At 37.5% G+C, this 26,022-nt stretch carries 24 protein-coding genes and 1 riboswitch; of the genes, 13 read left to right on the top strand and 11 right to left on the bottom strand.

Annotated elements, in window-relative coordinates; all coding sequences use genetic code 11:
* Positions 1-79 precede the first annotated feature (79 nt).
* Positions 80-1,396, top strand: coding sequence for an APC family permease (locus tag PYW32_RS10930; protein ID WP_016174255.1), 1,317 nt, complete (start codon positions 80-82; stop codon positions 1,394-1,396).
* Between the two features lie 29 nt (positions 1,397-1,425).
* Here the strand turns inward: PYW32_RS10930 and PYW32_RS10925 are convergent, their stop codons facing one another.
* From PYW32_RS10925 to PYW32_RS10915, 3 genes are all read right to left on the bottom strand, one after another.
* Positions 1,426-3,468: a methyl-accepting chemotaxis protein gene (locus PYW32_RS10925; protein ID WP_016174256.1), complete on the bottom strand. Its 2,043-nt coding sequence runs from the start codon at positions 3,466-3,468 to the stop codon at positions 1,426-1,428.
* Positions 3,469-3,586: 118 nt separating this feature from the next.
* Complete coding sequence (locus tag PYW32_RS10920; protein ID WP_016174257.1) at positions 3,587-5,641, bottom strand: methyl-accepting chemotaxis protein; 2,055 nt, start codon at positions 5,639-5,641, stop codon at positions 3,587-3,589.
* A gap of 304 nt (positions 5,642-5,945) precedes the next feature.
* Positions 5,946-7,469, bottom strand: a complete 1,524-nt coding sequence (locus PYW32_RS10915) for a flavocytochrome c (RefSeq protein ID WP_016174258.1) — start codon at positions 7,467-7,469, stop codon at positions 5,946-5,948.
* 224 nt (positions 7,470-7,693) lie between these two features.
* Here PYW32_RS10915 and PYW32_RS10910 point away from each other — a divergent pair, with 224 nt between their 5' ends.
* From PYW32_RS10910 to PYW32_RS10895, 4 genes are all read left to right on the top strand, one after another.
* The gene (locus PYW32_RS10910; RefSeq protein WP_016174259.1) at positions 7,694-7,918 is read left to right on the top strand and encodes a DUF1858 domain-containing protein; all 225 of its coding nucleotides are present in this window, start codon (positions 7,694-7,696) and stop codon (positions 7,916-7,918) included.
* Position 7,919: 1 nt separating this feature from the next.
* Positions 7,920-9,245 carry a DUF438 domain-containing protein gene (locus tag PYW32_RS10905; protein ID WP_016174260.1) on the top strand — a complete coding sequence of 442 codons (1,326 nt, stop codon included), beginning with the start codon at positions 7,920-7,922 and terminating at the stop codon, positions 9,243-9,245.
* A 152-nt stretch (positions 9,246-9,397) separates the two neighbouring features.
* The gene (locus PYW32_RS10900; protein WP_016174261.1) at positions 9,398-10,129 is read left to right on the top strand and encodes a metal ABC transporter ATP-binding protein; all 732 of its coding nucleotides are present in this window, start codon (positions 9,398-9,400) and stop codon (positions 10,127-10,129) included.
* The gene (locus PYW32_RS10895) at positions 10,122-11,876 is read left to right on the top strand and encodes a metal ABC transporter substrate-binding lipoprotein (protein WP_016174262.1); all 1,755 of its coding nucleotides are present in this window, start codon (positions 10,122-10,124) and stop codon (positions 11,874-11,876) included. The genes PYW32_RS10900 and PYW32_RS10895 overlap by 8 nt, the downstream gene beginning before the upstream one ends.
* A 16-nt stretch (positions 11,877-11,892) precedes the next feature.
* On the opposite strand, the gene PYW32_RS10890 is transcribed toward PYW32_RS10895, so the two are convergent.
* Both PYW32_RS10890 and PYW32_RS10885 read right to left on the bottom strand, forming a co-directional pair.
* Positions 11,893-12,759 (bottom strand): metallophosphoesterase, encoded by an 867-nt coding sequence (locus PYW32_RS10890; protein WP_016174263.1) that lies wholly within the window; start codon positions 12,757-12,759, stop codon positions 11,893-11,895.
* Positions 12,760-12,910: 151 nt separating this feature from the next.
* Positions 12,911-13,549 (bottom strand): hypothetical protein, encoded by a 639-nt coding sequence (locus PYW32_RS10885; protein WP_016174264.1) that lies wholly within the window; start codon positions 13,547-13,549, stop codon positions 12,911-12,913.
* A gap of 157 nt (positions 13,550-13,706) precedes the next feature.
* Here PYW32_RS10885 and PYW32_RS10880 point away from each other — a divergent pair, with 157 nt between their 5' ends.
* The 5 genes from PYW32_RS10880 to PYW32_RS10860 all read left to right on the top strand — a co-directional run bounded on the left by PYW32_RS10880 (position 13,707) and on the right by PYW32_RS10860 (position 17,509).
* The gene (locus PYW32_RS10880; protein ID WP_016174265.1) at positions 13,707-14,477 is read left to right on the top strand and encodes a TatD family hydrolase; all 771 of its coding nucleotides are present in this window, start codon (positions 13,707-13,709) and stop codon (positions 14,475-14,477) included.
* Positions 14,474-15,037, top strand: coding sequence for a ribonuclease M5 (rnmV, locus tag PYW32_RS10875; protein ID WP_016174266.1), 564 nt, complete (start codon positions 14,474-14,476; stop codon positions 15,035-15,037). The genes PYW32_RS10880 and rnmV overlap by 4 nt, the downstream gene beginning before the upstream one ends.
* Positions 15,034-15,930, top strand: a complete 897-nt coding sequence (gene rsmA, locus PYW32_RS10870; protein WP_016174267.1) for a 16S rRNA (adenine(1518)-N(6)/adenine(1519)-N(6))-dimethyltransferase RsmA — start codon at positions 15,034-15,036, stop codon at positions 15,928-15,930. Before rnmV ends, rsmA begins: the two co-directional genes overlap by 4 nt.
* A gap of 233 nt (positions 15,931-16,163) precedes the next feature.
* On the top strand, positions 16,164-16,733 hold the full coding sequence (locus tag PYW32_RS10865; protein WP_016174268.1) for a hypothetical protein: 570 nt from the start codon (positions 16,164-16,166) through the stop codon (positions 16,731-16,733).
* A 109-nt stretch (positions 16,734-16,842) separates the two neighbouring features.
* Positions 16,843-16,939: riboswitch (THF riboswitch) on the top strand.
* A 30-nt stretch (positions 16,940-16,969) separates the two neighbouring features.
* The gene (locus PYW32_RS10860) at positions 16,970-17,509 is read left to right on the top strand and encodes a folate family ECF transporter S component (RefSeq protein ID WP_211210772.1); all 540 of its coding nucleotides are present in this window, start codon (positions 16,970-16,972) and stop codon (positions 17,507-17,509) included.
* Between the two features lie 65 nt (positions 17,510-17,574).
* Here the strand turns inward: PYW32_RS10860 and PYW32_RS10855 are convergent, their stop codons facing one another.
* The 6 genes from PYW32_RS10855 to PYW32_RS10830 form a co-directional block, all read right to left on the bottom strand.
* Positions 17,575-19,065, bottom strand: coding sequence for a carbohydrate-binding domain-containing protein (locus PYW32_RS10855; RefSeq protein WP_016174270.1), 1,491 nt, complete (start codon positions 19,063-19,065; stop codon positions 17,575-17,577).
* Between the two features lie 141 nt (positions 19,066-19,206).
* Entirely contained in the window at positions 19,207-20,349 is a 1,143-nt protein-coding gene (gene tnpB, locus PYW32_RS10850; RefSeq protein ID WP_016174271.1) for an IS200/IS605 family element RNA-guided endonuclease TnpB, read from the bottom strand.
* A gap of 16 nt (positions 20,350-20,365) precedes the next feature.
* The gene (tnpA, locus tag PYW32_RS10845; protein ID WP_016174272.1) at positions 20,366-20,770 is read right to left on the bottom strand and encodes an IS200/IS605 family transposase; all 405 of its coding nucleotides are present in this window, start codon (positions 20,768-20,770) and stop codon (positions 20,366-20,368) included.
* 121 nt (positions 20,771-20,891) lie between these two features.
* Entirely contained in the window at positions 20,892-21,329 is a 438-nt protein-coding gene (locus PYW32_RS10840) for a carbohydrate-binding domain-containing protein (RefSeq protein WP_016174273.1), read from the bottom strand.
* A gap of 18 nt (positions 21,330-21,347) precedes the next feature.
* Entirely contained in the window at positions 21,348-22,022 is a 675-nt protein-coding gene (locus PYW32_RS10835; RefSeq protein ID WP_016174274.1) for a DUF4956 domain-containing protein, read from the bottom strand.
* Positions 22,012-22,728, bottom strand: a complete 717-nt coding sequence (locus tag PYW32_RS10830) for a polyphosphate polymerase domain-containing protein (RefSeq protein ID WP_016174275.1) — start codon at positions 22,726-22,728, stop codon at positions 22,012-22,014. Before PYW32_RS10830 ends, PYW32_RS10835 begins: the two co-directional genes overlap by 11 nt.
* 126 nt (positions 22,729-22,854) lie before the next feature.
* Between PYW32_RS10830 and PYW32_RS10825 the strand changes: the two genes are divergently transcribed.
* Genes PYW32_RS10825 through PYW32_RS10815 form a run of 3 tightly spaced genes read left to right on the top strand, consistent with a single transcriptional unit; the run spans position 22,855 to position 26,003 of the window.
* Positions 22,855-23,535 (top strand): response regulator transcription factor, encoded by a 681-nt coding sequence (locus tag PYW32_RS10825; RefSeq protein ID WP_016174276.1) that lies wholly within the window; start codon positions 22,855-22,857, stop codon positions 23,533-23,535.
* Positions 23,532-24,827 carry a sensor histidine kinase gene (locus PYW32_RS10820; protein ID WP_016174277.1) on the top strand — a complete coding sequence of 432 codons (1,296 nt, stop codon included), beginning with the start codon at positions 23,532-23,534 and terminating at the stop codon, positions 24,825-24,827. The genes PYW32_RS10825 and PYW32_RS10820 overlap by 4 nt, the downstream gene beginning before the upstream one ends.
* Before the next feature lie 21 nt (positions 24,828-24,848).
* Positions 24,849-26,003, top strand: coding sequence for a glycoside hydrolase family 3 N-terminal domain-containing protein (locus PYW32_RS10815; protein ID WP_016174278.1), 1,155 nt, complete (start codon positions 24,849-24,851; stop codon positions 26,001-26,003).
* Positions 26,004-26,022: the final 19 nt, after the last annotated feature.

Here is a 26,022-nt window from a genome sequence, read left to right as displayed (position 1 = left end):
TTTCGTTTTTAGATGGTAATTTCATGAAAATATCAGTATAATCGGTCTATCTTAAAATTATAGAAAGTGAAGTGATTGTTTGGCCAAACAATTAAAAAAAGAGATTTCGCTCATTGGTGCCTTGTCTACAGTAATGGGAACGGTCATCGGTGCAGGGGTTTTCTTCAAAGCAGCAGCGGTGGTCTCACAAACGCAATCATCTGGGTTAACGTTATTCGCTTGGTTATTAGCAGGATTTCTGACTATTTGTGGTGGATTGACGGTTGCAGAATTAGCCACAGCGATTCCAGAAACAGGAGGACCTGTTAAATACATCGAAATCGCTTATGGAACACTGCCGTCCTTTTTATTAGGATGGGCACAAAGTATCATTTATTTTCCAGCAAATATTGCAGCATTAAGTATCATTTTTGCGACACAATGTTTGAATTTATTTCATTTGGATGCTCAATTTTTATTGCCATTATCCATTTTAACAGCATGTAGTGTAACAGGAATTAACTTATTAGGAACAAAAATTGCTGCCAACGTACAATCAGTGACGTTGCTGGTTAAATTAATTCCGATTGCGGTGATTATTGTTGCTGGGTTATTGACACCAGGGAAAGTGGATGTATCCATTGTGGATATTTCGATTGGGGGGACAGATCAATCGTGGGCAGCTGGTTTCAGTGCGGCATTGTTAGCAACGTTATTTGCTTATGATGGCTGGTTGAACGTTGGTACGGTAGCAGGTGAGATGAAACGTCCAGAAAAAGACTTGCCCAAAGCAATTATCTTTGGTTTGAGCTTTGTTACATTGATTTATTGGGTGATTAATCTTGTTTTCTTAAAAACATTACCAATCGATCAAATTGCTGGGAATTTGAATTCTTCTTCAGAAGTTGCCACTGTCTTATTCGGTAACATGGGCGGTAAAATTGTGACGGTAGGTATTTTAATTTCGGTATATGGGGCATTGAACGGTTATACAATGACGGGCATTCGTGTACCATATGCACTAGCGTTGAAAGATGAATTTTTATTTAGCAAACAAATGAAGAAATTGTCAAAAAATACAGCAATCCCTTATGTTGCGGCATTATTTCAACTAGCAATTGCTTGTGTCATGATGAGTGTGGGCACGTTTGACTTATTAACGGATATGTTGGTTTTTGTTATGTGGTTCTTCAGTATTTTAATCTTTATGGCAGTCTTCTTATTGCGTCGTCGTTTTCCAGAAATGCCGAGACCTTATAAAGTTCCATTGTATCCAATCACGCCATTGATTGCGATTGTAGGTGGCGGTTTTATTTTGATTATGACGACCATTACCACGCCGATGTTGGTGATTACAGGTATTGGCATTACGGCTATTGGAATTCCAGTCTTTTATTATTTACAACGAAAAAAATGAGCGATGCCTTAAAGGCGCCGCTCATTTTTTTATTCGATAATTTTTAATTCATTTACAATCGCTTTTAAAGTCATTGAAATGCCTTGTAATTCACTAACATGACCAACAAATTCTTCCATAGTTGCCAATACTTCTTCGGCATTAGCGGAAACTTCTTGGGTACCAGCAGCATTTTCTTCGGTTGAAGCTGAAATGCTTTCTAAGTTTTCTAAAACAGCATTTTGAACCGTCACAATGCGATTCGTCGATTGTTCAATTTCTTGAATTCCTTGCGCCATTAAGGAATTACGGTTGAAGACTTCTTGTGCTGAGACGATGGCTTGTTCAATCAAGCGTGTTTGATTTTCACCACCATCTAATGAACGAGATGCTTGTTCAACCATTTCAGACGATTGTGTTTGAATCGTTGAAATAATGGCTTCGATTTCTTTCGTTGAATTTTTACTTTGTTCAGCCAATTGACGAATTTCCGATGCAACGACTGCGAATCCTTTACCTGATTCACCAGCACGTGCCGCTTCGATAGAGGCATTTAACGCTAATAAGTTTGTTTGATACGAAATATCATTGATGACATTGATGATTTGATTAATTGCTTGAATGCTTTGATTCATGCTATTCATTCCACCAACTAATTGTCCCATTTGTGCCAGTTCTTGTTGCCAACTGGCATTGACTGCTCCCATTACATCCATACTTTGCTGATTGATTTGTGTTGATTCGTGTGATTGCTCGTTCATATTGGTCACATTGGTTGTTAACTCTTGGACAACATCAGAAAGTTGATGCATTTGCGTCACACTGCGTTCGGTTTCTTGTGCTTGTGTCCCTGTAACTTCGGCAATCCCAGTAATTGTTTCGGTTACTTCACTTGTTGCAGAACTGGTTTGTTGTGATAGTTCTAATAACGAATCCGCCATTGTTGCAACAACATCGCTTTGTTTTTTCGTACTTGTTAACAAACGACCAGTACTGTTAATCATTTCATTATAACTATCTGCCATGCGATGAATTTCATTGCCGTTAGGATCAGGATAGACATAATTTTTCGCACCTTCTGCAATATTCAATGTGAATGTCGTCTTTTTCTTCTTAGGAATTGGACGATAGACGCCCGTTTTCATTTCATCAAAGAATTGAACAAAGACTAAAATAATATTTTTAATGATGTTACGTACCAAATAAGAGAAGAGTAACACAATAATCAAAATAATGACGGCAACAATTGCGGAAGATTTTAATAAAGAGCCTTTTTCAACATCATATTCGGTTGAACGTAACGTTGCAAATGCCCAAGTTTTTGATTCTGGATTAGATCCTTTATCAAAATAAATACTTGAGACATCACCGTCATGGTATTCGATATTACCAGTCGGGGTCGTTGATTCTTGCATTTTGGTAAAGACGTCATTATCCGAAATATCGACACCAACACGTTCAGGTTCAAGGTCAGCGATAATGACCCCTTCACTGGTAATTAACGAAACTTGTCCGGTACGTCCAATTCGTAAATCTTGTAACAAGCGATTGACACTTTCATAAGAGACTTCCAAACTCAAGACACCCCAATCGCCTTTCTCATTGGTGATTACTTGAGAGAAGGCATTGACGTATTCTTTGGTTATAACATCTTGGTATGGTGTTGACCAACTGGCTTTGCCATTATTGGCTACAGCTTCTTTAAACCAAGGACGTTCAGTTGCTTGGAAATCAGCTGGAATTTCTACATTGGAAACAAAGCGATTATCCGATGTAGCAAAAATGATGGATTTAATCTGTAAATCGCCATTTACTGCAAAATCAATAGCGGAACGAATGTCTTCTAGTTTAAACTCACGTTTGAAAAGATCCGTTTCAGCAAAAGTGTTAAACCGCGATTCAGCATTTGAAATCAGCGTTTCTTTTTCAGTCATCACTGCTTTAGTCGCACTTTCTTTGGTAATGTCGTTACGTTTTTCCATGATATCTGTTGTTAAAGCAAACGAGCTAAACAACATGGCCAATACAGGAATTAAGGCAAGCAACACCAAAACACTTAAGATGATTGTGCCAATACTTTTTTGTTTTTTCATATCTTTCCTCATTTCTTTATAGAAACTGTGCGATGCACATCTAGTTTAATCGGTTATTTTAAATAACATTTAATAGCAAAAATGCACCGAAATATTTTTTTGTTCCGATGCACAAAGACTAGTTGGCTTTAATCACAGCTAAACGATTAACCATTTGTTTTAATTCTTCAGAAATCCCTTGTAAATCTCCTACGTGACTCACAAATTCTTCCATGGTTGCTAAGACTTCTTCTGCATTAGCGGAAACTTCTTGGGTACCAGCAGCATTTTCTTCGGTTGAAGCAGAAATACTTTCTAAGTTTTCGAGTACGCTGTTTTGAATAGTTGCAATCCGAGTTGTCGAGTGTTCGATTTCTTGGATGCTCTCGAAAATTGCTGTGCTACGTGTAAAGACTTCTTGGGCAGAAGTAATTGCTTCTCCGATTAAACGGGTTTGCTTTTCACCACCGGTTAGCGAGCGTGAAGTTTGCTCAACCATATCGGTTGATTGGCGTTGAATTGTTGCGATAATGCCCTCAATTTCTTTTGTTGACTGTTTGCTTTGTTCGGCTAACTGGCGAATTTCAGATGCGACGACCGCAAAACCTTTGCCTGATTCACCAGCGCGGGCCGCTTCGATGGACGCATTTAAAGCTAATAAATTTGTTTGATACGAAATATCATTGATAACGTGAATGATTTGATTAATTGCTTGAATGTTTTGATTCATTCCATTCATTCCATCTACTAGGGTACTCATTTGCGCCATTTCATTTTGCCAACTGTTATTGACATTGTTCATAACGTCCATACTTTGTTGGTTACTTGTATTAGAATCTTCTGATTGCTCATTTAAAACCACGACATTGGCGGTTAATTCTTGAATGACATCGGAAAGTTGCTGCATTTGGACAACGCTGCGTTCAGTTTCTTGTGCTTGCGTCCCTGTGACTTCGGCAACTCCGGTAATTGTTTCTGTCACTTCACCTGTGGCTGATGTGGTCTGTTGCGCTAATTCTAAAAGCGAATCGGCCATTTCGGCAATTTGGTCGCTTTGATGTTGTGAATGTTGAATGATTTGTTCCATTCCATCAATCATATTGTTGTAACTAGCTGCCATACGATGGATTTCATTGCCTTCTTCATTGGCATATAGATAATGCCGTGCATTCTCAGAAACTTTATAGAAAGGCGCACGTTGCTTTTTCTTCTTAGGAATTTGATGGTATTTTCCATCTTTCATTTTATCGAATAAGTCCACAAGACCTAGAATAATTTCTTTGATGATATTTTTTACTAAAAAAGCAAAAGCAGTAGTTACTAACAACATCACGAGGGCAACTGCTAAAGACGTCAGGAGAAGTGCCCGACTTTCTTTTGCATATTCACTATGATGAATTGTTGCAAACGCCCAACTGTGACTGTCTGCTTCGATACCTTTGTTGAAATAAACTCCTTCCACATCACTAGGCAGATTTTTTGTCAGATTTCCTGTTTGAGAGGTAGCTTGTTTCATTTGTTGATACATAGATGTTTCGGAAATATCAAGACCGACACGTTCGGTATCAACATCAGCGATAATAATGCCATCTTTCGATACTAACGAAACTGTTCCTGTTTGCCCGATTTTTAAATCATTTAACACTTTCGTCACACTTTCATAAGAGACGTCCATACTAATGACACCCCAGTCACCTTGACTATTGCGCACTAATTTAGAGACTGTGTTAACGAAATGCCCCGTTAAAATATCTTGATAAGGAACCGACCAAATTGCCGTTCCATTTCCTTCCACACCATCTTTAAACCATGGGCGATCACTTGGTTTGTAATCATCTGGTAAATCGTTGGTAGCCGTAAAACGATTATCCAATGTGCCAAAGGTAATGGTTAGAATATTGGTTTCCCCAGCAATTGCGGTTCGTAAAGTTTGACGAATCTCTGAAAAATTAAAGTCTGTTTGAAAGACGTTTTCTTCAGCAATCGCATCCAAACGTGACTTGGCATTATTTAAAAGATTTTCTTTTTCTGTAATAACAGCTTGCGTACCACTTTCTTCGCTGACCAAATTCCGCTCTTTTAATAGGTTCATCGTTATACTAAACGAACTTGCTAGCATAACAACAATCGGTAATAAACCTAGCAAAATCAAGACGGATAGAATAATCGTACTAATACTTTTTTGCTTTTTCACTTTTTCTCCCCATTTCGATGAATAATTGTGGTAAAAAAGCAGTACCACGTGTTAGTCAATCGGTTCTTTTCTGTTAGGAGTTAATAGAAAATGTTCATTTTAATTATGTAGATAGTTGTTTTTTACGCAAAAAAAGAGCTGTGAGATGCGTAAAAGTAAGGCGAAAATATCCGACCAATAAAACATGAGAGACACTAATGCTAGTGAATTTGCGAAAAAGACCCGCTGGATTGCAGGATCAATCTCGCTATTGTTCGGATATTTTTTTTCTTACAAAGACTTATCTCACAACCTTTTTTAAAGGTTACTGTTTAACAAAACCAGCCGATTGGTTTCCTGCTTGGCGGCCAAAGATAATAATATCAGCTACGGCATTCCCACCAATTCGGTTATTTCCATGCAAACCACCTGTTACTTCACCAGCTGCATATAAACCAGGGATCGTTTTGTCTTCTTTGTTAATCACTTGTGTTTCGGTATTAATTTTTACGCCACCCATTGTATGGTGAATTCCTGGTGCAATTTGAATAGCATAGAAAGGTCCCTCAGTTAAATCGTAATCCATAGCTGTTTCACGACCAAATTCTTCGTCTTTTTTATCAGCAACTGCTTTATTCCAAGTGTCTAATGTTGCTTTCAGTGTTTCTTCAGGTACATCAATTTTCTTCGCTAGTTCTTCAATTGTGGCACCTTCTTCTACAACACCTTGCTCTTTGTAAAAGTCTACTTGTTTTGCTCTTTTTGCTAAAGCATCATCGAAAATTAGATATGCATAATGTTCAGGCAATTCAGTTTCAGCAGCTGAAACTTTGTCGCGTGTTTCTAGTTCGTTAAAGAATCGTTTCCCTTGCTGATTTACCAAAATCGCTCCTTCACCACGAACGGTTTCACTAATTAACATCCCATCTTTTTGAACAACAGTTGGATGGACTTGGATTTGGTCCATAGCGACTGTTTGTCCACCTAAAGCTTCAATCATTTTAATGCCATCGCCAGTGCTTCCTTCAGAAGTCGTACTAACATAACCTTTTAAGTCTGGACGGTATTTCGTAATCATTTCTTCATTTGAACCAAAACCACCTGTTGTTACAACAACTGCTTTGGCATTGATTTCTTTTTCTTCACCGTTAATTGAAACAGTTACACCTGAAATTTTATCGTCGGTTTCATTAATTTTTGTAACATCAGCATTGACGAATAACGGAATTTCACGTTCATGAACGTTACGAATTAATCCATCGACTAAGTAACCACCCACAGCAGAACCATCAGCTGGACGATGGATACGTTTTACACTTGCACCACCACTGTAGCTAATATTATTCAACGTAATGCCCATATTATCTAACCAATCAATGGCATCAGCTGAATGGTCAACGAAATAACGAAGTAGGTCACGATCATTGGTTTCTTGTCCACCTTTTAATGTATCTTCAAAAAAAGTATCGTTGCTATCTTCAATCCCTTGTTCTTTTTGGAATTTAGTTTCAGATGCATTCATTCCGCCAGAAGATTTTAAGGTATTCCCACCTGCAATCGGCATTTTTTCAAAAATAACAGGATTTGCTCCGGCTTCTTTGGCTTGTATCGCGGCTGCCATTCCTGCACCACCCGCACCAACAATGATAACGTCATAGCTATCTTTTAATTGTGACGGGTCCGTGTACTCTTGTTCAGATGCGCCCGAATTTGCATCTGATGAAGCGCTCGTTTTTTCAGTAGATGAGTTTGTTGCACTACTTGCACTACTAGAATTTGTGTTACCACTACCACAAGCAGTTAGCAAGAAAGCAGAAACAATTAATAAACTACTTACAATCTTTTTCATTAAAATATCCTCCTAAAATTTGTTTGCAAATATAGTATAATATATCACAAACTAAAAAAGCAATAACTTGTGCAATAAATATTTATTTTTTGTATATTATCCTTTTTAATCATTAAATCATTTGTTTTTTAGCTTTTTCATTATAAAAAGTTAGTGAAAAATATATCAATAAAAGGTATAATACTTTTAAATGAGAATCATTCTTATTGTAAGGAGGGACACAAATGGAGATTGATTTAACAAAAAGTGTCTATGAAATAGTGACATTATATCCTCAAGTGAAGGAAATAATGTTTGAAATAGGATTTAAAGAAATTGCCCAACCAGGTATGTTGCAAACAGCAGGACGTTACATGACGATTCCTAAAGGAGCTAGGATGAAAAAAATTCCGTTAGAAGAAATTGTAGCAACGTTTAAAGCAAATGGTTTTACAGTGAAAGGAGAATAAAATGGAACGAACACGAGAAGAACGTCAAAAAAGAATTGTTGAAATTTTATCCTTGTTACATGAAGGTGGTTCTTTTGAAGAGGCCAAACGTTTATTCAATGAAGAGTTTGATGGTGTAGATGTCACAGAAATCACAGCTGCTGAAAAAGCGTTAATTCAAAGTGGCTTAAATCCTGCCGAAATTCAAAAACTGTGTAATATTCATGCTGCTGTTTTTAAAGGATCAATTAACGATATTCACCACTCAAGTGCAGCTTACGCTCAACCGGGTCATCCAGTACATACCTTGAAATTAGAAAATCAAGTATTACAATCTCTGTTGACGGATGAGATAGATAGTTTATTAGTAAAAATTTCAAAAGGTGATTGGTCAGTAAAAGAGCGTCTCATTAGCGCATTAATGGATTTGTTACAAATTGACAAACATTATACTCGTAAAGAAACCCTCATTTTTGCTTATATGGAAAAATATGGCATTACGGCACCACCACAAGTAATGTGGGGTGTTGACGATGATATTCGTGCGATGATAAAAGAGCTAGTTACCTATGCCAAAAATGAGAAAGTCGCCTATAATCCACTGGTTGAAAAATGGGAGACTGTAAAAAATGAAATTGAAGAAATGATTTTTAAAGAAGAAGAAATTATGGTGCCGATGACTTTAGATGTTTTTCACTTAAAAGATTGGGAAAACATTGCTGCTGATAGTTTTGAGATTGGCTTTTCCTATATCCCAGACCCTTTGCCTTTTACAGCTAGTACAGAAGCATTGGCAAAAGAAGTTGAACGTGAACCTTTACGCTTAGCTGCGATTCAACAAGCCAAAGAAACAACTGATGCTATTGCTGTTGGATTAAAGAGTGAATCAATTGCTATGGAAGAAACCTACGATTGGGAACAAACGAATACTGCAGATACGGTGGTTTTACCTACAGGAGTGTTACAGCTTAATCAACTGATTGCCTTGTTTCAAGCATTGCCAGTTGATTTAACGTATGTTGATGCAAATGACCGTGTTCGTTTTTATTCAGAAGGTAAGGAGCGCATTTTTCCTCGTACAAAATCAGTCATTGGTCGTCAAGTAGTCAATTGTCATCCACCAAAAAGTATGCATATGGTACAGCAAATTCTAGATGATTTCCGCTCAGGAGCTAGAGAACAGGCAGATTTTTGGATTGATTTAGGTCCCAAGAAAATTTATATTCGTTATTTTGCTTTGAAAGATGAAAAAAGAACGTATTTAGGTTGTTTAGAAGTGACGCAAGACATTACTGACATTCAAACATTAGCTGGACAAAATCGCTTGTTAGAAGGTTTTACAAATTAATCCAAATGGAGAAATTAGTCGACAAAACTGATTTCTTCATTTTTTTATTGCATTTTTGATTTGTTAGTTATATAATTCGTTTAACAGATTTTTAGGTTAGCCTAAAAATATAAATAGGGTTAGCAGATATAACCAATAAAGGAGGAAGCAATATGCTGAAGTTTCAACAAATTTCTGCCAGCTATGATGGCGTTCATCAAGCAGTTGATCATGTATCATTTACTGTTGAAAAACCAGCAATCGTAGGGATTATTGGTCCAAACGGTGCAGGTAAATCAACGTTTATCAAAGCGGCATTACATTTAATTTCAAATACCGGAGAGACGACAATTGAGGGACAACCCTTAAAATCGGTCCAGAAGAAAATTGCCTATGTCGAACAAAAAACAGCAATTGATTACACATTTCCAATTACTGTTCGTGAGTGTGTGTCATTAGGTTTGTATCCACAAAAAACGATTTTCCAACGTTTTTCCAAAACAGATTGGCAAAAAGTCGATGCAGCATTGGACTTAGTCAAAATGAGTGAATTCAAAGAGCGCCAAATCGGTGAATTATCAGGAGGACAGTTCCAACGTGTGTTAATTGCGCGTACATTAGTACAAGATGCCTCTTACATTTTTCTTGATGAACCATTTGTCGGAATTGATGCCACGAGTGAAGGAATTATCATGGATTTACTACAAAACTTTAAAGCACAAGGCAAAACAATTTTTATTGTGCATCATGATTTAAGCAAAGTTGAAGATTATTTTGATGAATTGGTCATTTTAAACAAGCAACTAATTGCGCATGGTCCAATCAAAGAAACGTTTACGGAGAAAAACTTAATTGCGGCGTTTGGCGATTCCATTTTTATCAAAGGAGGTCGTTTAAATGATTAGTAATTTTATTGATGGGTTAGTAAATTATCACTTTTTACAAAATGCTTTAATTACATCAGTTGCGATTGGTGTTGTTGCGGGAGCGATTGGTTGTTTTATTATCTTACGCGGGATGTCATTGATGGGCGATGCCATTTCTCATGCGGTACTACCGGGTGTTGCTTTATCGTATATTTTTGGTGTTAATTTCTTTATCGGAGCGATTATTTTTGGCCTATTGGCGTCGGTATTGATTACGTACATTTCGCAAAATAGTGTTATCAAAAGCGATACAGCGATTGGGATTACTTTTAGTTCCTTTTTAGCACTGGGGGTTATTTTAATCGGTGTGGCGAACAGTTCAACCGATTTATTCCATATTTTATTTGGGAATGTCTTAGCTGTACAAGATATTGATAAGTGGATTACTTTAGGAATAACTTTACTGGTCTTATTACTGATTGCGCTATTTTTCCGTCCATTGCTAATTACTTCATTTGATCCAATGATGGCCAAAGCATTTGGAATGAAAGTGGAAGTATACCACTACTTGTTGATGATGTTATTAACCTTAGTTTCGGTGACTGCAATGCAAAGTGTCGGTACAATCTTAGTAGTTGCAATGTTGGTGACACCTGCTGCAACGGCCTATTTATTTACCAAACGCTTGAGTCACATGTTGTTATTATCTAGCTTTTTAGGTGGACTTTCATCCGTGATTGGTTTGTTTATTGGCTATAGCTTTAATATTGCGGCTGGTTCAAGTATTGTGTTAACAGCAGCTACGTTGTTTGTGCTAGGATTTTTATTGTCACCAAAACAACGAGCAAAAAATGGGAAGAAAAACTGGCTTTTCGCTGCTGGTGTAGTTGCTCTATTAGGTGGTGGGATTGCTTTATACAGTAGTTTACATGCTACGGAAGAAACTGAGGACAAATTGAATGTTGTGGTAACCAATTCTATTTTGAAAGATATTACTGAACAAATTGCGGGTGACCATATTAACTTACACAGTATTGTTCCCGTCGGAAAAGACCCACATGAATATGAGCCCTTGCCAGAAGATGTCCAAAAATCAACAGATGCCGATGTCCTATTCTATAATGGGTTGAACTTAGAAACTGGCGGCAATGCATGGTTTACCAAATTGATGAATAATGCAAAGAAAACTGTTAATGAAGACTATTTTGCTGTTAGTGATGGCGTAGAAGTCTTGTACCTTGAAGATGAAGCCGCAGGGAAAGAAGATCCCCATGCGTGGTTAAACTTAGAAAATGGGATGATTTACGCTCAAAATATTGCCAAACATTTGAGTGAAAAAGATCCTGAAAACGCGAGCATCTATCAAGAGAATCTAACGAAATATTTGGAACTATTAACAAAGCTAGATGAAGAAGCAAAAGCCAAATTTGCGTCGATTCCGGAAGACCGCAAATTAATTGTGACAAGCGAAGGCTGTTTTAAATACTTCTCGAAAGCCTACAATGTTCCTTCTGCGTACATTTGGGAAATTAATACGGAAGAAGAAGGAACTCCTGATCAAATCCGTTTATTAGTAGACCGTTTGAAAGCATCCAATGTCCAATCGCTTTTCATTGAAAGTAGTGTCAATCCAAAACCAATGCAAAGTGTTGCCAAAGATTCAGGCATTCCAATTTATTCAGAAATCTTTACCGATTCTGTTGCAGAACCAGGCAATGAAGGGGATAGTTATTATGCGATGATGAAATGGAATTTGGATAAAATTTATGAAGGTTTAGCAAAATAAAAAAATCGCATCGAAATTAATCTTTCGATGCGATTTTTTCGTCTTTTGCAAGATGATAATAGATGATTTCAGGTGGTACACCTAAGCGCATAGGGACTATACTCATTCCTAAACCGTTATTAATAGATAACAATGTCTTATTGGCGAATAGATATAATCCACGTTTATATACCGTTGCCCCAGGATGTTTGTAACGAACAAAAGGTAATCGGATTTGGCCACCATGACTATGACCGGCTAAAATTAAATCGTAATTTTGTAAGTTCTCAATTTGTTGGACACTATCGGGTTCATGAATTAATAAAAGATGCCATTGTGCCAGTGTGGATTCAAAATCAAATTTTGGTGAACCCTTTAAACTGTCGTCAACACCAGCAATATTAATAGAAATATGTTTGTTCGCGCCAAAAATTTCTTCATTTTTCAACAACGTAAATCCAGATTCTTTCAACACTTCACTAACAAAGTATTGCCCATCACCAGAATAATCGTGATTGCCTAAAATAGCGATTTTCCCCATTGGTGCAGACATTTTTTTTAACTTTTCAATTAAACGTTTCGTGTCACGGCTGGGCCATTTTTTGTAGTTATCAATTAAATCTCCTGTAAAAATGATTAAATCGGGAGAAGTTTGCATAACTGAGCGAATCACGCTATTTAAGCGATACGGTTTATACAAACGTGAGAAGTGAGTGTCACTGATATGGGCGATGATCATATTGGTATTTTCTTCATATAAATCATAAGCGTTGGAAATATCAAGGACTTGCATTTTGTTTTTGCGGATAAAGTAATGCTTTTTCTTCAATCGGCGAGGCTCAACGAAGACCATATAAAAAAGAAGAAGAGCAATTGCAGTAAGTATCCCATAAAGTATGTACATATACTGGGTCTCCTTTGCCATTTTTAATGAAACGTATGTATATAGAATAGTAGATTATACACAAAAAAGCAATCGAACAAAAGAGAAAATTTTTGCATAAAAAAGTCTGCCGAATCCTAAAATAGCATCGACAGACAGATGTAAAATAACATTATTTTCTCCGCTTGACACGTGATTTTTTGCCTTTTCTCGAAGGAAGTAAAAAGACTAGGCAGTCATAAGGTAAACTGATTAACGACCATGCCAATGCCTTACTAGATGGCTGACTCACATAAACACTGCGGAATAAGAAGTGTAATGCGATGAGACCAAAAGCACTAAATGCCACTAACCAGCCAGTGTGATCGAAATAGGCAAATTGACGAAAGGCAACAATCATCATAGGGTATAAATAAAAGAATGATGCAGCTAATCCAAAACGCCAGTTCCGTGTTAATTGATACAAACTAAGTAAAAAGAACAATGCCGATAGAAAAATCCCTAATGGCGGGAATAAACTGACTAAAAATGAATACAATAGACCAAAAAGTAACATCCCTGGACCTTTAACAAGTGCTGTGACTCCAACCAAAGTTAGAAGAATAAGCAGTTGTTGAGGGAAACTAGCGAGCGTTAATACCCCGAAACCGACTAATAACAGCCAATGGGTCAAGGTATTGACTTGATTTTTATCAGAAATACGTTGTTTTTGACGGATTTGTTGTGCCAATTGCGGAAAATCTTTTTGAAAGGACAAACTTTTATCTTTTTGTCTTGAATAATAACGATATTGCGAACGTAAACGTTCCATCAAAATCCCTCCTTTTCCTTTTTCTACTATATTATAGGAAAGAATGGAACAAAACGTATCGACCTTTAGACGGATGTTTCTCTAGGTCTTAAGAGATACTCGTTTCAGATTTGGCAAAAATGTGCTATTGTATACGAGAGAATTAGGAGGAAGATAGATGATTTTTGATTCACATACACATTTAAATGCCGCGCAATTTAATGAAGATATTCCTGAAACAATTGCACGTGCAAATGAACTGGGCGTGACTGAAATGGCAGTGGTTGGTTTTGATTATCCAACGATTGAAAAATCACTCCAACTCAGTCAAACATATCCAGATATTTATAGTATTATCGGTTGGCATCCCACTGAAGCCGGCAGTTACACCAAAGAAGCAGAAGAATTTTTACAAGCACGTTTATCGCAGCGAAAAGTCGTTGCATTAGGTGAAATTGGGTTAGATTACTATTGGATGGAAGATCCAAAAGACGTACAAGAAAAAGTCTTTCGTCGTCAAATTGCGATTGCGAAAGAACATCAGCTACCGATTAGTATTCATACTCGGGATGCGATTGAAGATACGTATCGAATTTTAAAAGAGGCAGATATTCGCGATATTGGTGGGATTATGCATAGTTTTAGTGGCGATGATGAATGGGCGAAAAAATTCCTTGATTTAGGGATGCATATTTCTTTTAGTGGCGTTGTTACCTTTAAGAAAGCTTTGGAAGTCCAAGCCGCCGCAAAAATTGTTCCTTTTGACCGTCTGTTAGTTGAAACGGATGCACCTTATTTAGCGCCTGTTCCTTATCGTGGAAAACGGAATGAACCTGGATATACACGCTATGTTGTTGAAAAAATTGCAGAATTACGTGAAGTAACTTTTGAGGAAGTAGCACGACAAACGACTATCAACGCGCATCGTTTGTTTCGGATTGAAAAATGAATAAATTAGCGATTGAAGAAATTATTGTCGTTGAAGGCAAAGACGACACACGCCGTATTCAAGAAGTAGTGAACGCAGACACGATTGAAACAATCGGTTCAGCGATTAATGAGGCTATTTTAGAACAAATTGCCCGTGCGCAAGAAACACGTGGCGTTATTATTTTTACAGATCCTGATTTTTCAGGCGAAAAAATTCGTAAGACAATTATGGAAGTTGTTCCTGATGCCAAACATGCTTTTTTACCACGAAACCAAGCGCAAGGAAAGCGAAAAGGTTCAAGTTTAGGTGTAGAGCACGCCAGTAATGAAGCAATTTTAGAGGCTTTACGAAAAGTTGTCACACCTGCAAATAGTCAAGAAGAAGGAATTTCTCGTCAGCTTTTATTAGATTATGGCTTAATTGCAGGGGCGAAAGCCAAAGAACGTCGTGAAAAATTAGGGGATGAATTACGCATTGGTTATACCAATGGCAAACAGTTGGCGAAACGTTTAACGATGTTTCGGATTACTGAAGAAGAACTAGCAGAAGCAATGAAAAAAGTGGAGGAAACCTTGTGAACGAAAAAAGAGAAATTGCTGTCCCATCAAGAACAAAAGAGATTCTTGCCAAACATGGGTTTACATTTAAGAAAAGCCTTGGACAAAACTTTTTAACCGAACCAAATATTTTACGAAAAATTGTTGAAACCGCTGAAATTACGGATCAAACGAATGTCATAGAAGTAGGGCCTGGAATTGGTGCATTAACGGAACATTTAGCCAAAAATGCACGCCAAGTCTTAGCCTTTGAAATTGATGATCGACTAATTCCCGTCTTAGCAGATACGTTACAAGAGTATCCCAATGTCCAAGTAGTGCATCAGGATGTCTTAGCAGCGGATCTACTACGTGTTACCCATGAAGTCTTTGAAGATGAATTGCCGATTAAAGTAGTAGCCAACTTACCGTACTATATTACAACGCCGATTATGATGCACTTTTTGGAGTCAGATTTACCAGTCGCTGAAATGGTTGTTATGATGCAAAAAGAAGTTGCTGATCGTATCTCAGCAAAACCAGGAACCAAAGCATATGGCTCTTTATCGATCGCTGTTCAATACTATATGGAAGCAAAATTAGCCTTCATTGTTCCTAAAACAGTTTTTGTCCCTCAGCCTAATGTAGATTCGGCTATTTTGAAATTAACGCGTCGTGTGACACCAGCGGTAGAGGTAACAAATGAAAAGGAGTTTTTCAAATTAACAAAAGCAGCCTTCCAATTGCGTCGTAAAACGCTTTGGAACAATTTGCAAAATAATTATGGAAAAGACGAAGAAACGAAAAAATGGCTACAAGACAGCTTAACAGTCGCTGGAATTGATCCTTCTCGCCGAGGCGAAACATTAACTTTAGCAGAATTTGCTGCACTAAGTAATGAGATGGAAGCTAACAAGCCTTCACTTAATAAATAATTGAGCGAAACGAAAACAACGAAAAAGGAAAGATTGTTGTTTTCGTTTTTTTATTGTCCCTTTTTTTAATTTTTTAATTGTCTAACTTAATTTGACAATTAAAAATAATAAATAAAAAATGAGTCAGGTAAGCGTTCTCTGGCTTATTTTTTTAATATGTGTCTTGACACCTGTTCTTTTTATCGTTAGAATGAGTTCAGATTTAAGTGTCTTGACACATTGGAGGAGAAAAAATGAAAATTAATTCTGTTAGAAAATTAACGATAGCAGCGTTATTAATTGCGATGGGAGTTATTATTCCGATGATTATGCCGAAAATCGTGATTGGCCCAGCATCGTTTACGTTAGCAAGTCATGTGCCGTTGTTTGTGGCGATGTTTTTTTCACCAAATATTGCTATTGCGGTAGCTTTAGGAACAGCCTTTGGTTTTATGATGACAGCACCATTTATCATAGCTTTACGTGCGTTATCGCATGTGGTGTTTGCGGTGATAGGGGCAACTTATTTACAAAAACATCCAGAAATTATTTTAAGTAATAAAAAATTTCAAAGTTATAATTTTATTATTGGGCTCATTCATGCAAGTGTCGAATTACTGGTTGTCGCAATTTTCTTCTTAGTAGGTAACAATGCGGGAGCAACCTATGATGGGAATTTATTTGTTTTCTTATTTGGTTTTATTGGATTAGGTGGATTCATTCATAGTATGGTCGATTACAACATTGCCTTTTTCGTGATGAAATCATTAAGTAAAGCTTTTGATGTACCAGTTTTCTTAAAAGCGAAAGAAACAAAAGTCTAAAAAAATAGTTTTCAGAATAATTACGAAAAATAACAAGAAAATAAGCGTGTTTCATTGTTCAAACTTGATTCCTGTGCTATATTCAAGGCGTAGAGTAATCTACAAATAAAACAGAGTAGAAAATAAAGCGTTAAGTGCTGAGAGGATGGGATGTTGCCTCTTGGACGAAGGAGTTTATCCGCGGTTTTGTTTTCGCATTCGCTGCATAGTTATTTGTGTAGCAGCTCGTTAAGGAGATGCTAGAAATGAAAAGAAAAGTCAACGCACACATGATTACTACCATGGGACTTTTGATCGCTTTAATGGTGGTCTTGTCGCGTATTATAGGTTTTGAATCACAGTACCTGAAAATTACCTTCACCTTTATTCCAGAAATGGTGATGGGCATGTTATTTGGTCCTTTTTGGACAGGCATAGGTGCCGTGATTGCCGATTTAATTGGGATGGCATTATTTGCTAAATCAACCTTTTTCATTGGCTTTACGTTGAATGCCTTCATCGGTGGGGCAATCTATGGGTATTTTTTCTACAATAAAGAAGTTACTTGGAAAAATGCTATTTTATGTACATTAACAAATACGGTGGTTATTGGTTTGATTTTAACCCCACTTTGGTTAGCTATTATGTACAACCAACCATTGACAAGCTGGGTCATTTGGGCACCACGTTTAATTAAATCGGTGATTATGTTACCTGTTCAATCCGCGATGATTTATTTTGTGGGACGTGTTTTACCAATGAAACGCTTAACAAAAAACTTGAAATTTACTGCGTAATTGCATAAAAAATAGAAACAAACATCCACTAAAGGCGGACATCCAATCGATGTCCGCCTTTTTTATTATTGAGGTCTTTCTCCAGTTGGCATTTCGCCAGGATTACCCATCATACCGCCAGGGCCGCCACCCATCATGCCAGTGGTTGCTTCTTCCCCGGTTTCAGTCACATTTGTAATTGTATCTGAAAGAGTAAGGGTACCTAGTTCAACGCCGTTAACGATTCCTTCATCATATAAGCCATTTTTTTCTGAACCATTTGCTTCGGATCCGCTAATTAACGTATAGGTTTCTCCAACTTTTAAATCAGCAGAAGAAAGTGTGAGATGTTGGAAATCTTTGCTTGGTTGATACGTAACAACTACGTTTCCGGAACTATCGAGTAAACTAATTACTGTGTCAGCTTTTTGGGTACTATCAAAATAGATACCAAATGAAGGTTGCGTAGATGAGTCCGAAACATTCATCGCCATCCCGTTACTTCCTGCACTTACTAACGTTCCACCAGTCAAATTGAATGTTCCATTATAATCGAGTGCGCCATTGCCATTGTCAGTCGGTCCGTTTACAGTGACGGTTCCACCAGTCATTTGAACATTGCCGTTGCTATCTAACCCATCACCTTGTGCATCAATGGCTAAAGTTCCACCGTTGATAATGATTTGTTTGCTTTCATCGGCTTGGTCGCCACCACCAGGACCACCTCCGCCAGGGCCACCAAATGAATCTGCACCAAATGTACCTGTTTCCGTTGTCGTGTTACTACCACCACCTGCGTTGACACCATCATCACTAGCAACGACAGTGATATCACCAGCATTTAAAGTAATCACACTGGCTTCTAAGCCTTCGTAGGAACCTTTAATCGTAATATTTCCGCCATCAATTGTGAGGTTATTATCGGCATGAATTCCGTCATCTTGGGAAGTTAGTGTTAACTTACCATCAGCAATCGTAATATCACCATTACTGTGAAGACTATCATCAGCGCTATCAATCGTGATCGTCCCACTTTGAATAGTTACAGCTTTACCAGCTTTTATTCCTTTATAACTTTCGTCTTCTGAGAGAGTCGTTTCACCGGTTTGAATCGTAATATCGGCTTGTTGGATAGTGACATTGGTTTCTGCTTGAATCCCGTCACGCCCAGAGGTAAGTAAGAAACTACCACCATCAATTGTTACAAAACCTTTTGTTTCATCTTCCGTATTATTTGCTTGAATGCCATCACCTTCTTGGGTGGTTAAGGTATATAGCCCATCTTTAATTTGGACGGAATCTTTTCCTTTTAAGGCATTATTTTTGGCATTAATGGTGTAATTACCAGAGATTAAAATCAAATCGTCTTTACTGCGAATCCCATTATTGTAATTGCCATTGATGACTAATTCACCATCGCCGTTAATGACGAGGTCTTCTTTACTGAAAAATGTAGCATCGGGTTCGGTAGCATCCGCCTCTAACTGATAATCGGTTCCGTCAGTTAAGGTGTTTGTGGTGTTGCTTGCAAGAGTAGTAATGACTTTTTCAGCTTGTTCAAGTGAACTACTCACCACTTATCTAAACCTGCCGGTTCTTAACGCTTGAAGTGGGAGCTTCTTGGGAAAAGAGCATACCTGCAAGCGTATTTCTTTGCTCACAGCGGTGTCTCTTATTTACCAAGCTATCCCCGTAGTCCCTACGGTTCTTGAGGCTTCCTAAGCCAACGCTTGTATTCGTAGACCTTCGGTCAAAATATTGATACTAGCGTTGATGTCTCGGTCATGTTGCGTATGACAAATAGGACAAGTCCATTCTCGAATGTCGAGCGATTTCTTGCCGTCTGTATGTCCGCATTCTGAACAGATTTGACTAGACGGAAACCATTTATCAATTTTGATAATTTCACGTCCATACCAGTCAGCTTTGTATTGTAGTTTCGTCACAAATTTAGACCACGATACATCAGAAATACTTTTTGCTAATTTATGATTACGCAACATACCTTTTATGTTTAAGTCTTCAATACAGATAATATCGTGATTTTTGATAATTTCTGTACTCAACTTATTCAGAAAATCAGTACGTTGATTCATTACTTTCTCGTGCAAACGTGCTACTTTTCGTTTTTGCTTTTGGTAATTCTTCGCTTCAAAAAGATTGATTCCCTTCTTTTTAGCTAACAAGGCGCGCCTTGACAACTTACGTTGTTCACGTTTGAGCTTCTTTGCCATTTTAGACGTGAATTTATTATTATCAATTTTTTGACCGTCAGAAAGGATGGCAAAGTCCGTAATACCCAAGTCAATACCAATCGCAGAATTGGTTTTAGGATGTTCTATAATTTCTTCTTCACAAAGGATAGAAACATAGTATTTACCGCTTGCATGACGAGATATTGTAGCAGATTTGATAAGGCCTTGTGGTTGACGGTGTAGCTTGATTCGAACTAAAGATTTCAACTTAGGAATTTTGATCAATTTATTATCTATCAAAGCGATTGTTCCGTTTTGATTGTTGGTTGTATAACTTTGAACAGGATTTTTCTTGCTTTTGAATTGAGGAAATCCAACGGTTTTATCACGAAAGAAATTCTTGTAGGCTTTATCTAAATTGAGTTGAGCATTGGCTAGAGCAAGACTATCCACTTCTTTCAAAAACGGAAAATCCTTTTTATATTTCGCAGGTGTTGGAAAACTCATTTTTTTAGAGGGATCATTCTTAGTCTCTTCATAAGTTTTCATCCGATCGTCAAGCATTAGGTTGTACACCTTGCGGACGCAACCGAAAGACTTAGCAAAGTAAATCTCTTGTTCTTCTGTTGGATATAATCTAAATTTGTATGCTTTCAGTCGTTTCATAAGGCTCACCTGCTTTCTATTTATGATTGTTCCCTTGATTCTGAATATATTTCTTTATGACGTCGATGGGTGCACCTCCGGTTGTCAAAAGACAAAAACTTTTAGACCAGAACATTTCTTTCCAAAGAAACTGTTTGACCCTTGGAAAGTCTCGTTTTATCAAACGTGAACTGGCACTTTTATAGGCGTTAATGAATTTTGTCAATTCCGTTTTTGGTTGCGCTTTGAACATAATGTGAATATGGTCTTTATCATGATTCCACTCAACTAAAGTAATATGATACGATTTTGAAATTCTTTCAAAAGTACCTTTAGCATAATCAGATATTTCATCATCAATCACTTGTTTACGATATTTCGTAACTAAAACAAGGTGGTAATAAAGAAGAAACACTGAATGGTTATTTGTATCTAATTCCATTGTTATATCAGCTCATTTCTTGTATAGACTGATTATAACATGAGACGAAATAAAAAGGCAAACCGCCATATATGTCGGTTTTCGAGTTGCCAAAGGCAACCCTCATACCGAACGGCATTCATCACCCACCTATAGAGGATGGGCGACTTCTGCCTAATTTAGTTAAAATAGCGGGTCCAGACTCATTCGTAATGGTCACGCCATCTAGAATGAGGTGGACTTTTTCTTCTTTGCCAACATTGACAATGACTTGACCATTTGTCAGTTCGCCGGTCAAAGTATACGTACCCGCTTTGGTGATGGTAATGGTTTGATTATCCACAGTTACACCATCGATTTCTTCGGTTTTATCCGATAATTGAATGGTTTGGCTATCGGTAGCATCTGTCACTAAATCTTCTTCTTCATAACTTCCTTGGACTTCAGAACTAGTGGTGTTGGTTAATTGAACAGCTTCGTTGGCAATCGCCACCTCGGTACTTTCAGTTGTTTGATCATTGTGAGCACAAGCGCCTAATAATAAGGCACTTAATAATGAGAGATAAATAACTTTCTTCATAAATTTCCACTCCCTTTTCTATAATTCGTCGCGATTTGTGGCGACTTTTCCTAAAACAATTGGCAAATTCCCATTGCGAACACGAATGGCGTCAATCAACGTTTTTTCTTGTTGTTGATCTTTAAGTAACAAGACATAACGTAGTTCATAGAGACTGCCCATCGTTGTTGTACGTACGGATTCCAAACGATTCGTATAAGCAAATTCATCAAAAATATCGGTGAACAAATCTGGGTAATCCAAATCCTCTGGAATCGTAATTTTTAATTCGCGCTCGGCTGTTTTTTGATTTCCAAAATTTGTGCGATAAATGAGAAGTAAAAACACAGCAACAACTATTGAGAAAACAGCGATGTAAGAAACATACCCCATTCCGGTTGCTAAACCGATACCCATCGACCAGAAGATACTGGTAATTTCACGAGCACCTCCAGCAACCGAACGGAAGCGAATCAAACTAAATGCACCGAGCACAGCCATTCCAGTACCTAAATTCCCATTGACCAGCATAATCACGGATTGCACCAAGACGGGTAAAACAGCTAACGTGATAACGAAATTTTTGGTGTAGACATTGCGGTACATATGAATAACTGCGACTAACAACCCTAAAATAATGGCACTGCTAATGCAAATGAGTAATTGCTGAATATGGATATCTCCTGAACCTTCTGTAAATAGACTAGACAACATAGAATAATTCCTCCTTGAATAAGTAACGTTGATAGGTTTGAGCGTATTTTGAAAAACTCCCTTTTTGAACGTGATGCTTGGTCAATAATTCGACAAACCATAATGGATAAGCGCCCATTGCTTTGACTTCCATTAATACATCTAATTCGGGGGCAACCAGTTCACCTCGACTAGCAGCTAATGCGACCTGATTGGCTTGATAGCGGATGTTTTGGTCAAAGGTGACACGAAAATCATCATCGTCTTCTAAAAAGAGTGACAATCGATCATAAGAAATTAACACTTTTGGTGCTAAATCGGTATGCTTTAAAAACAACCAATTAATTTCTTGCGCAATTTGTGTGTGTTGTAGTTCGCTTGGTAACACGCCAGTTTGTTCCCACCGTTGATAGTCGAGGTAGGTGAGTGGCAAGCGGCGTTTATAGACAATTCCTTTGACTTTCTTTTTGATTTCTAAAAATACGAGACTGTCATTGGTCGGTGTACCGTAACTACGAATCCGAAATTTTTCTTTGTATTGTGGTTTATCCATCGAATGACGAATGAAATGATTATTATCCGTGTCGTAATATAAGGAACGGATGGTATGTAACCCATATTGATCAACCGTCATATAGTGTTGTAGTTCGTTAAAAAATGCGTCGAACTGCTGTTGGGTAAATAAGTATTTGGTTTCTTTTCGTTGAAAGACTTTTTTGAGCTTCATTGTTGTTCCTCCTTCGTTTGCTTTCTGGTGCTATCATAAAAGTCGAACCTTAAACTTAGCTTAAGCGATAATTTAAGGTTTGATTAAGTTAAAAATGGTATGATACTTCTAAAGAAGGTGAAGAAAATGATTAAATTTTTGTTGATTGAAGATGATGTCATTCTTTCCGATACCATTAAAGAAATTGTGATGGAGTTAGGAGAAGTGACGCAAGTTTATACTGGTAATGAGGGCTTATATGAAGCAGAATCTGGTGTCTATGATTTGATTGTTCTAGATTTAATGTTGCCAGAAATGAATGGCTACCAAGTGTTAGCAAAATTGCGGAAACAAGGCAATCAAACGCCTGTATTAATTTTGACAGCCAAAGATGGATTAGAAGATAAAATAGAAGGATTCCAAAAAGGGGCCGATGATTATTTAACAAAACCATTTTATCGCGAAGAATTAGTCATGCGGATCAAAGCACTTTTAAAACGTTCGTTAGGATTATTTGATGAACATACGTTGACCTACCGAACGATTACGTGCCAACTCACAAGTAAAGAAGTTGTTTATGAAGGAGAAATTTTACCAATTCAAGGACGTGAGTTTGATTTATTGGTTTATTTTCTACAAAATCAAGGCATGATTTTAACGAAAGAACAAATTTTTGATCGCATTTGGGGATTTGATTCTGAAACGACAGTGACGGTTGTGGAAGTGTATATGAGCCATTTGCGTAAACATTTACGTCCAACAGGCCTTGAAAAAGATTTTCGGACATTGCGAAATGTCGGATACATGTTGAAAGGAGAGGAAGGATGAACAAAACGCTCTCTCGCAAGCAACGTAGAAATTTTTTCTTCATGAATGTGAGTGCCTTTGCGGTGATTTTTGTCTTTTTGGGCATGATTATTTTACAATTGTTGAGTCAAACAGCGTATCGCGAGACGGATCAAGCAATTACTGAAATGAACCATAACCCAGAATTTATTCAACAAGAAATCGCGCGATACCGCGATGATTCGTTTCCAGAAAATAACTTTCATAAAGAACCACCAAAGAGCCCTTCTAGTAATCGATTTAACACGCAGATTATCTTATGGTCAAAAGATGGTGAAATCTTAAATAAAGAAGCCATTGGTGGACGTTTTTCACAAATGGAGAATTTACGGTTACAAACAAATGATTTAGAAGAAATCAAAACAGTCACGATTCAAGATGAGGAAGATGAGTTAATCTTTCATTCATTAACAAAAGCATACAGTGATAATGAAATCGCCTATGTCCAAATTTTATCAAACGTCAACCAGATTCAACATTCATTGCAAAATTTTAGAATCATTGTTGTGGGTTGTATGATTGTTTTTTGGTTATTGTCGATGGGGATTAGTTACTGGTTATCCGCGATTTCCATGAAACCAATCTTAAAAGCGTGGCAAAAACAACAAGAATTTGTAGAGAATGCATCACATGAATTACGAACACCGTTGACGATTATTCATAATCGTTTAGAAAGTCTTTTTCGTAAACCAGATCACACGATTTTAGATGAATCCGAAAGCATTGCACAAGCACTCAATGAAACGCGGCGGTTAACAGGATTGACGGCGGATTTATTAACCATTGCTAGAAGCGATGCGAACCAATTAACGTTGGAAAAAGAAACCGTTGAAACAACTGCTTTTTTAACAGAGCTTGTGTTACCATTTCAAGAAATGGCTGAACTGGAAGAAAAAATGTTTACATTGGCTGTAAGTGATTCTCCGTCAGTTGTGATGGATCGCAAGAAAATCTATCAAGTTATTGTCATTTTGTTGGATAATGCGTTAAAGTATACAAAGCAAGGCGATCGCATTCAAGTGAGTGCGAGTAGAAAAAATAAATCGTGGGAAGTCCATGTCCAAAACACAGGACCAAGTATTTCTAAGGAAGCCCAACAACATTTGTTTGACCGGTTTTACCGTGAAGACAAATCTCGTTCGAAAGAAACAGGAGGATATGGGTTAGGTTTAGCCATTGCCAAACAAATTGTGGAAGAACATCAAGGAACAATTACTGTGAAGGATGTTAGTCCTCACGGCGCTGATTTTTGTATTCAATTGCCATTGAATTAAATCGGTAAGAAAGGAGCATGTATGGGGAAAAAAATTGTCATTACAGTGGAAGTTATAGTGTTGATTGCGGTGATTATTGGTACCTATTTCTTTTTCACGAAGCAAGAAACCAAATCAACGGATAAAAAAGAGACGAATCAAACGACACAAACAACAACGAGTACGACAAGTAAAGAGGCTGATCCACTTGACGAATTAATGGATAAGATGTCATTAGAAGAAAAGGTTGGACAACTCTTTTTCGTCCGTGTACCTGAAATCAATCAAATAGAAGATGTCCAAGCCTATCATCTAGGCGGTTATGTCTTATTCAGTCGTGATACTGACGGTGAAACCCAAGAAAGTTTACGTCAAAAAATTGCCAGTTATCAAGAAGCAAGTGAGATTCCGTTATTAATAGGTTCTGATGAAGAAGGTGGCACAGTGACGCGTGTCAGTCAGAATCCTAATTTAGCTGCGCAACCTTTTGCTTCGCCACAAGCGATTTATGCTGCGAGTGGCTGGGAGGGAATCGTAGCAGATACCAAGCAAAAAGCAGCTCTTTTATCAGATTTAGGAATCAATACGGGATTGTTTCCAATTGCGGATGTAGCGACAGATCCGAATGCCTTTATTTATGACCGAACAATTGGTTTAGATGCACAAGGTACCAGTGAATTTGTTGAAAAAGTTGTGACAACATTAAAAGAAGCTAAAAGTGGGTCAACGCTAAAACATTTCCCAGGGTATGGAAATAATCGTGATTCACATGTTGAGATTGTGACTGATGACCGTCCGTTAGCAGAAGTCGAAGCAGATTATTTACCATTTGAAGCAGGTATCAAAGCAGGAGCAGATAGTATTTTAGTGTCACACAATATTATTGCCAGCATTGATTCTGATGCGCCAGCGTCCATTTCAACCAAGGTTCATGAAGTATTACGCAATCAATTAAATTTTGATGGTGTGGTTATGACAGACGACATGGATATGGCGGGTCTAGCTAATTTTATTTCACAAGAAGAAGCGGGCTTAAAGGCGTTACAAGCAGGCAATGACTTAGTGATGTCTTCTAGTTACCAACAACAAATTCCGTATGTGATTCAAGCAGTTCAAAATGGGGACTACAGTGAAGAACAATTAAATGAATCGGTTCGTCGCGTGTTAACATGGAAACAACAGTTAGGATTAATTTAAACGATACCTCTTTTTCAGA

The sequence above is a fragment of the Enterococcus saccharolyticus subsp. saccharolyticus genome (assembly GCF_029023825.1).
In the GTDB taxonomy this organism is placed as follows: Bacteria; Bacillota; Bacilli; order Lactobacillales; family Enterococcaceae; genus Enterococcus_F; species Enterococcus_F saccharolyticus.
Note: the sequence above shows the minus strand (reverse complement) of the source record. Positions and strands in the feature narration are given on the sequence as shown.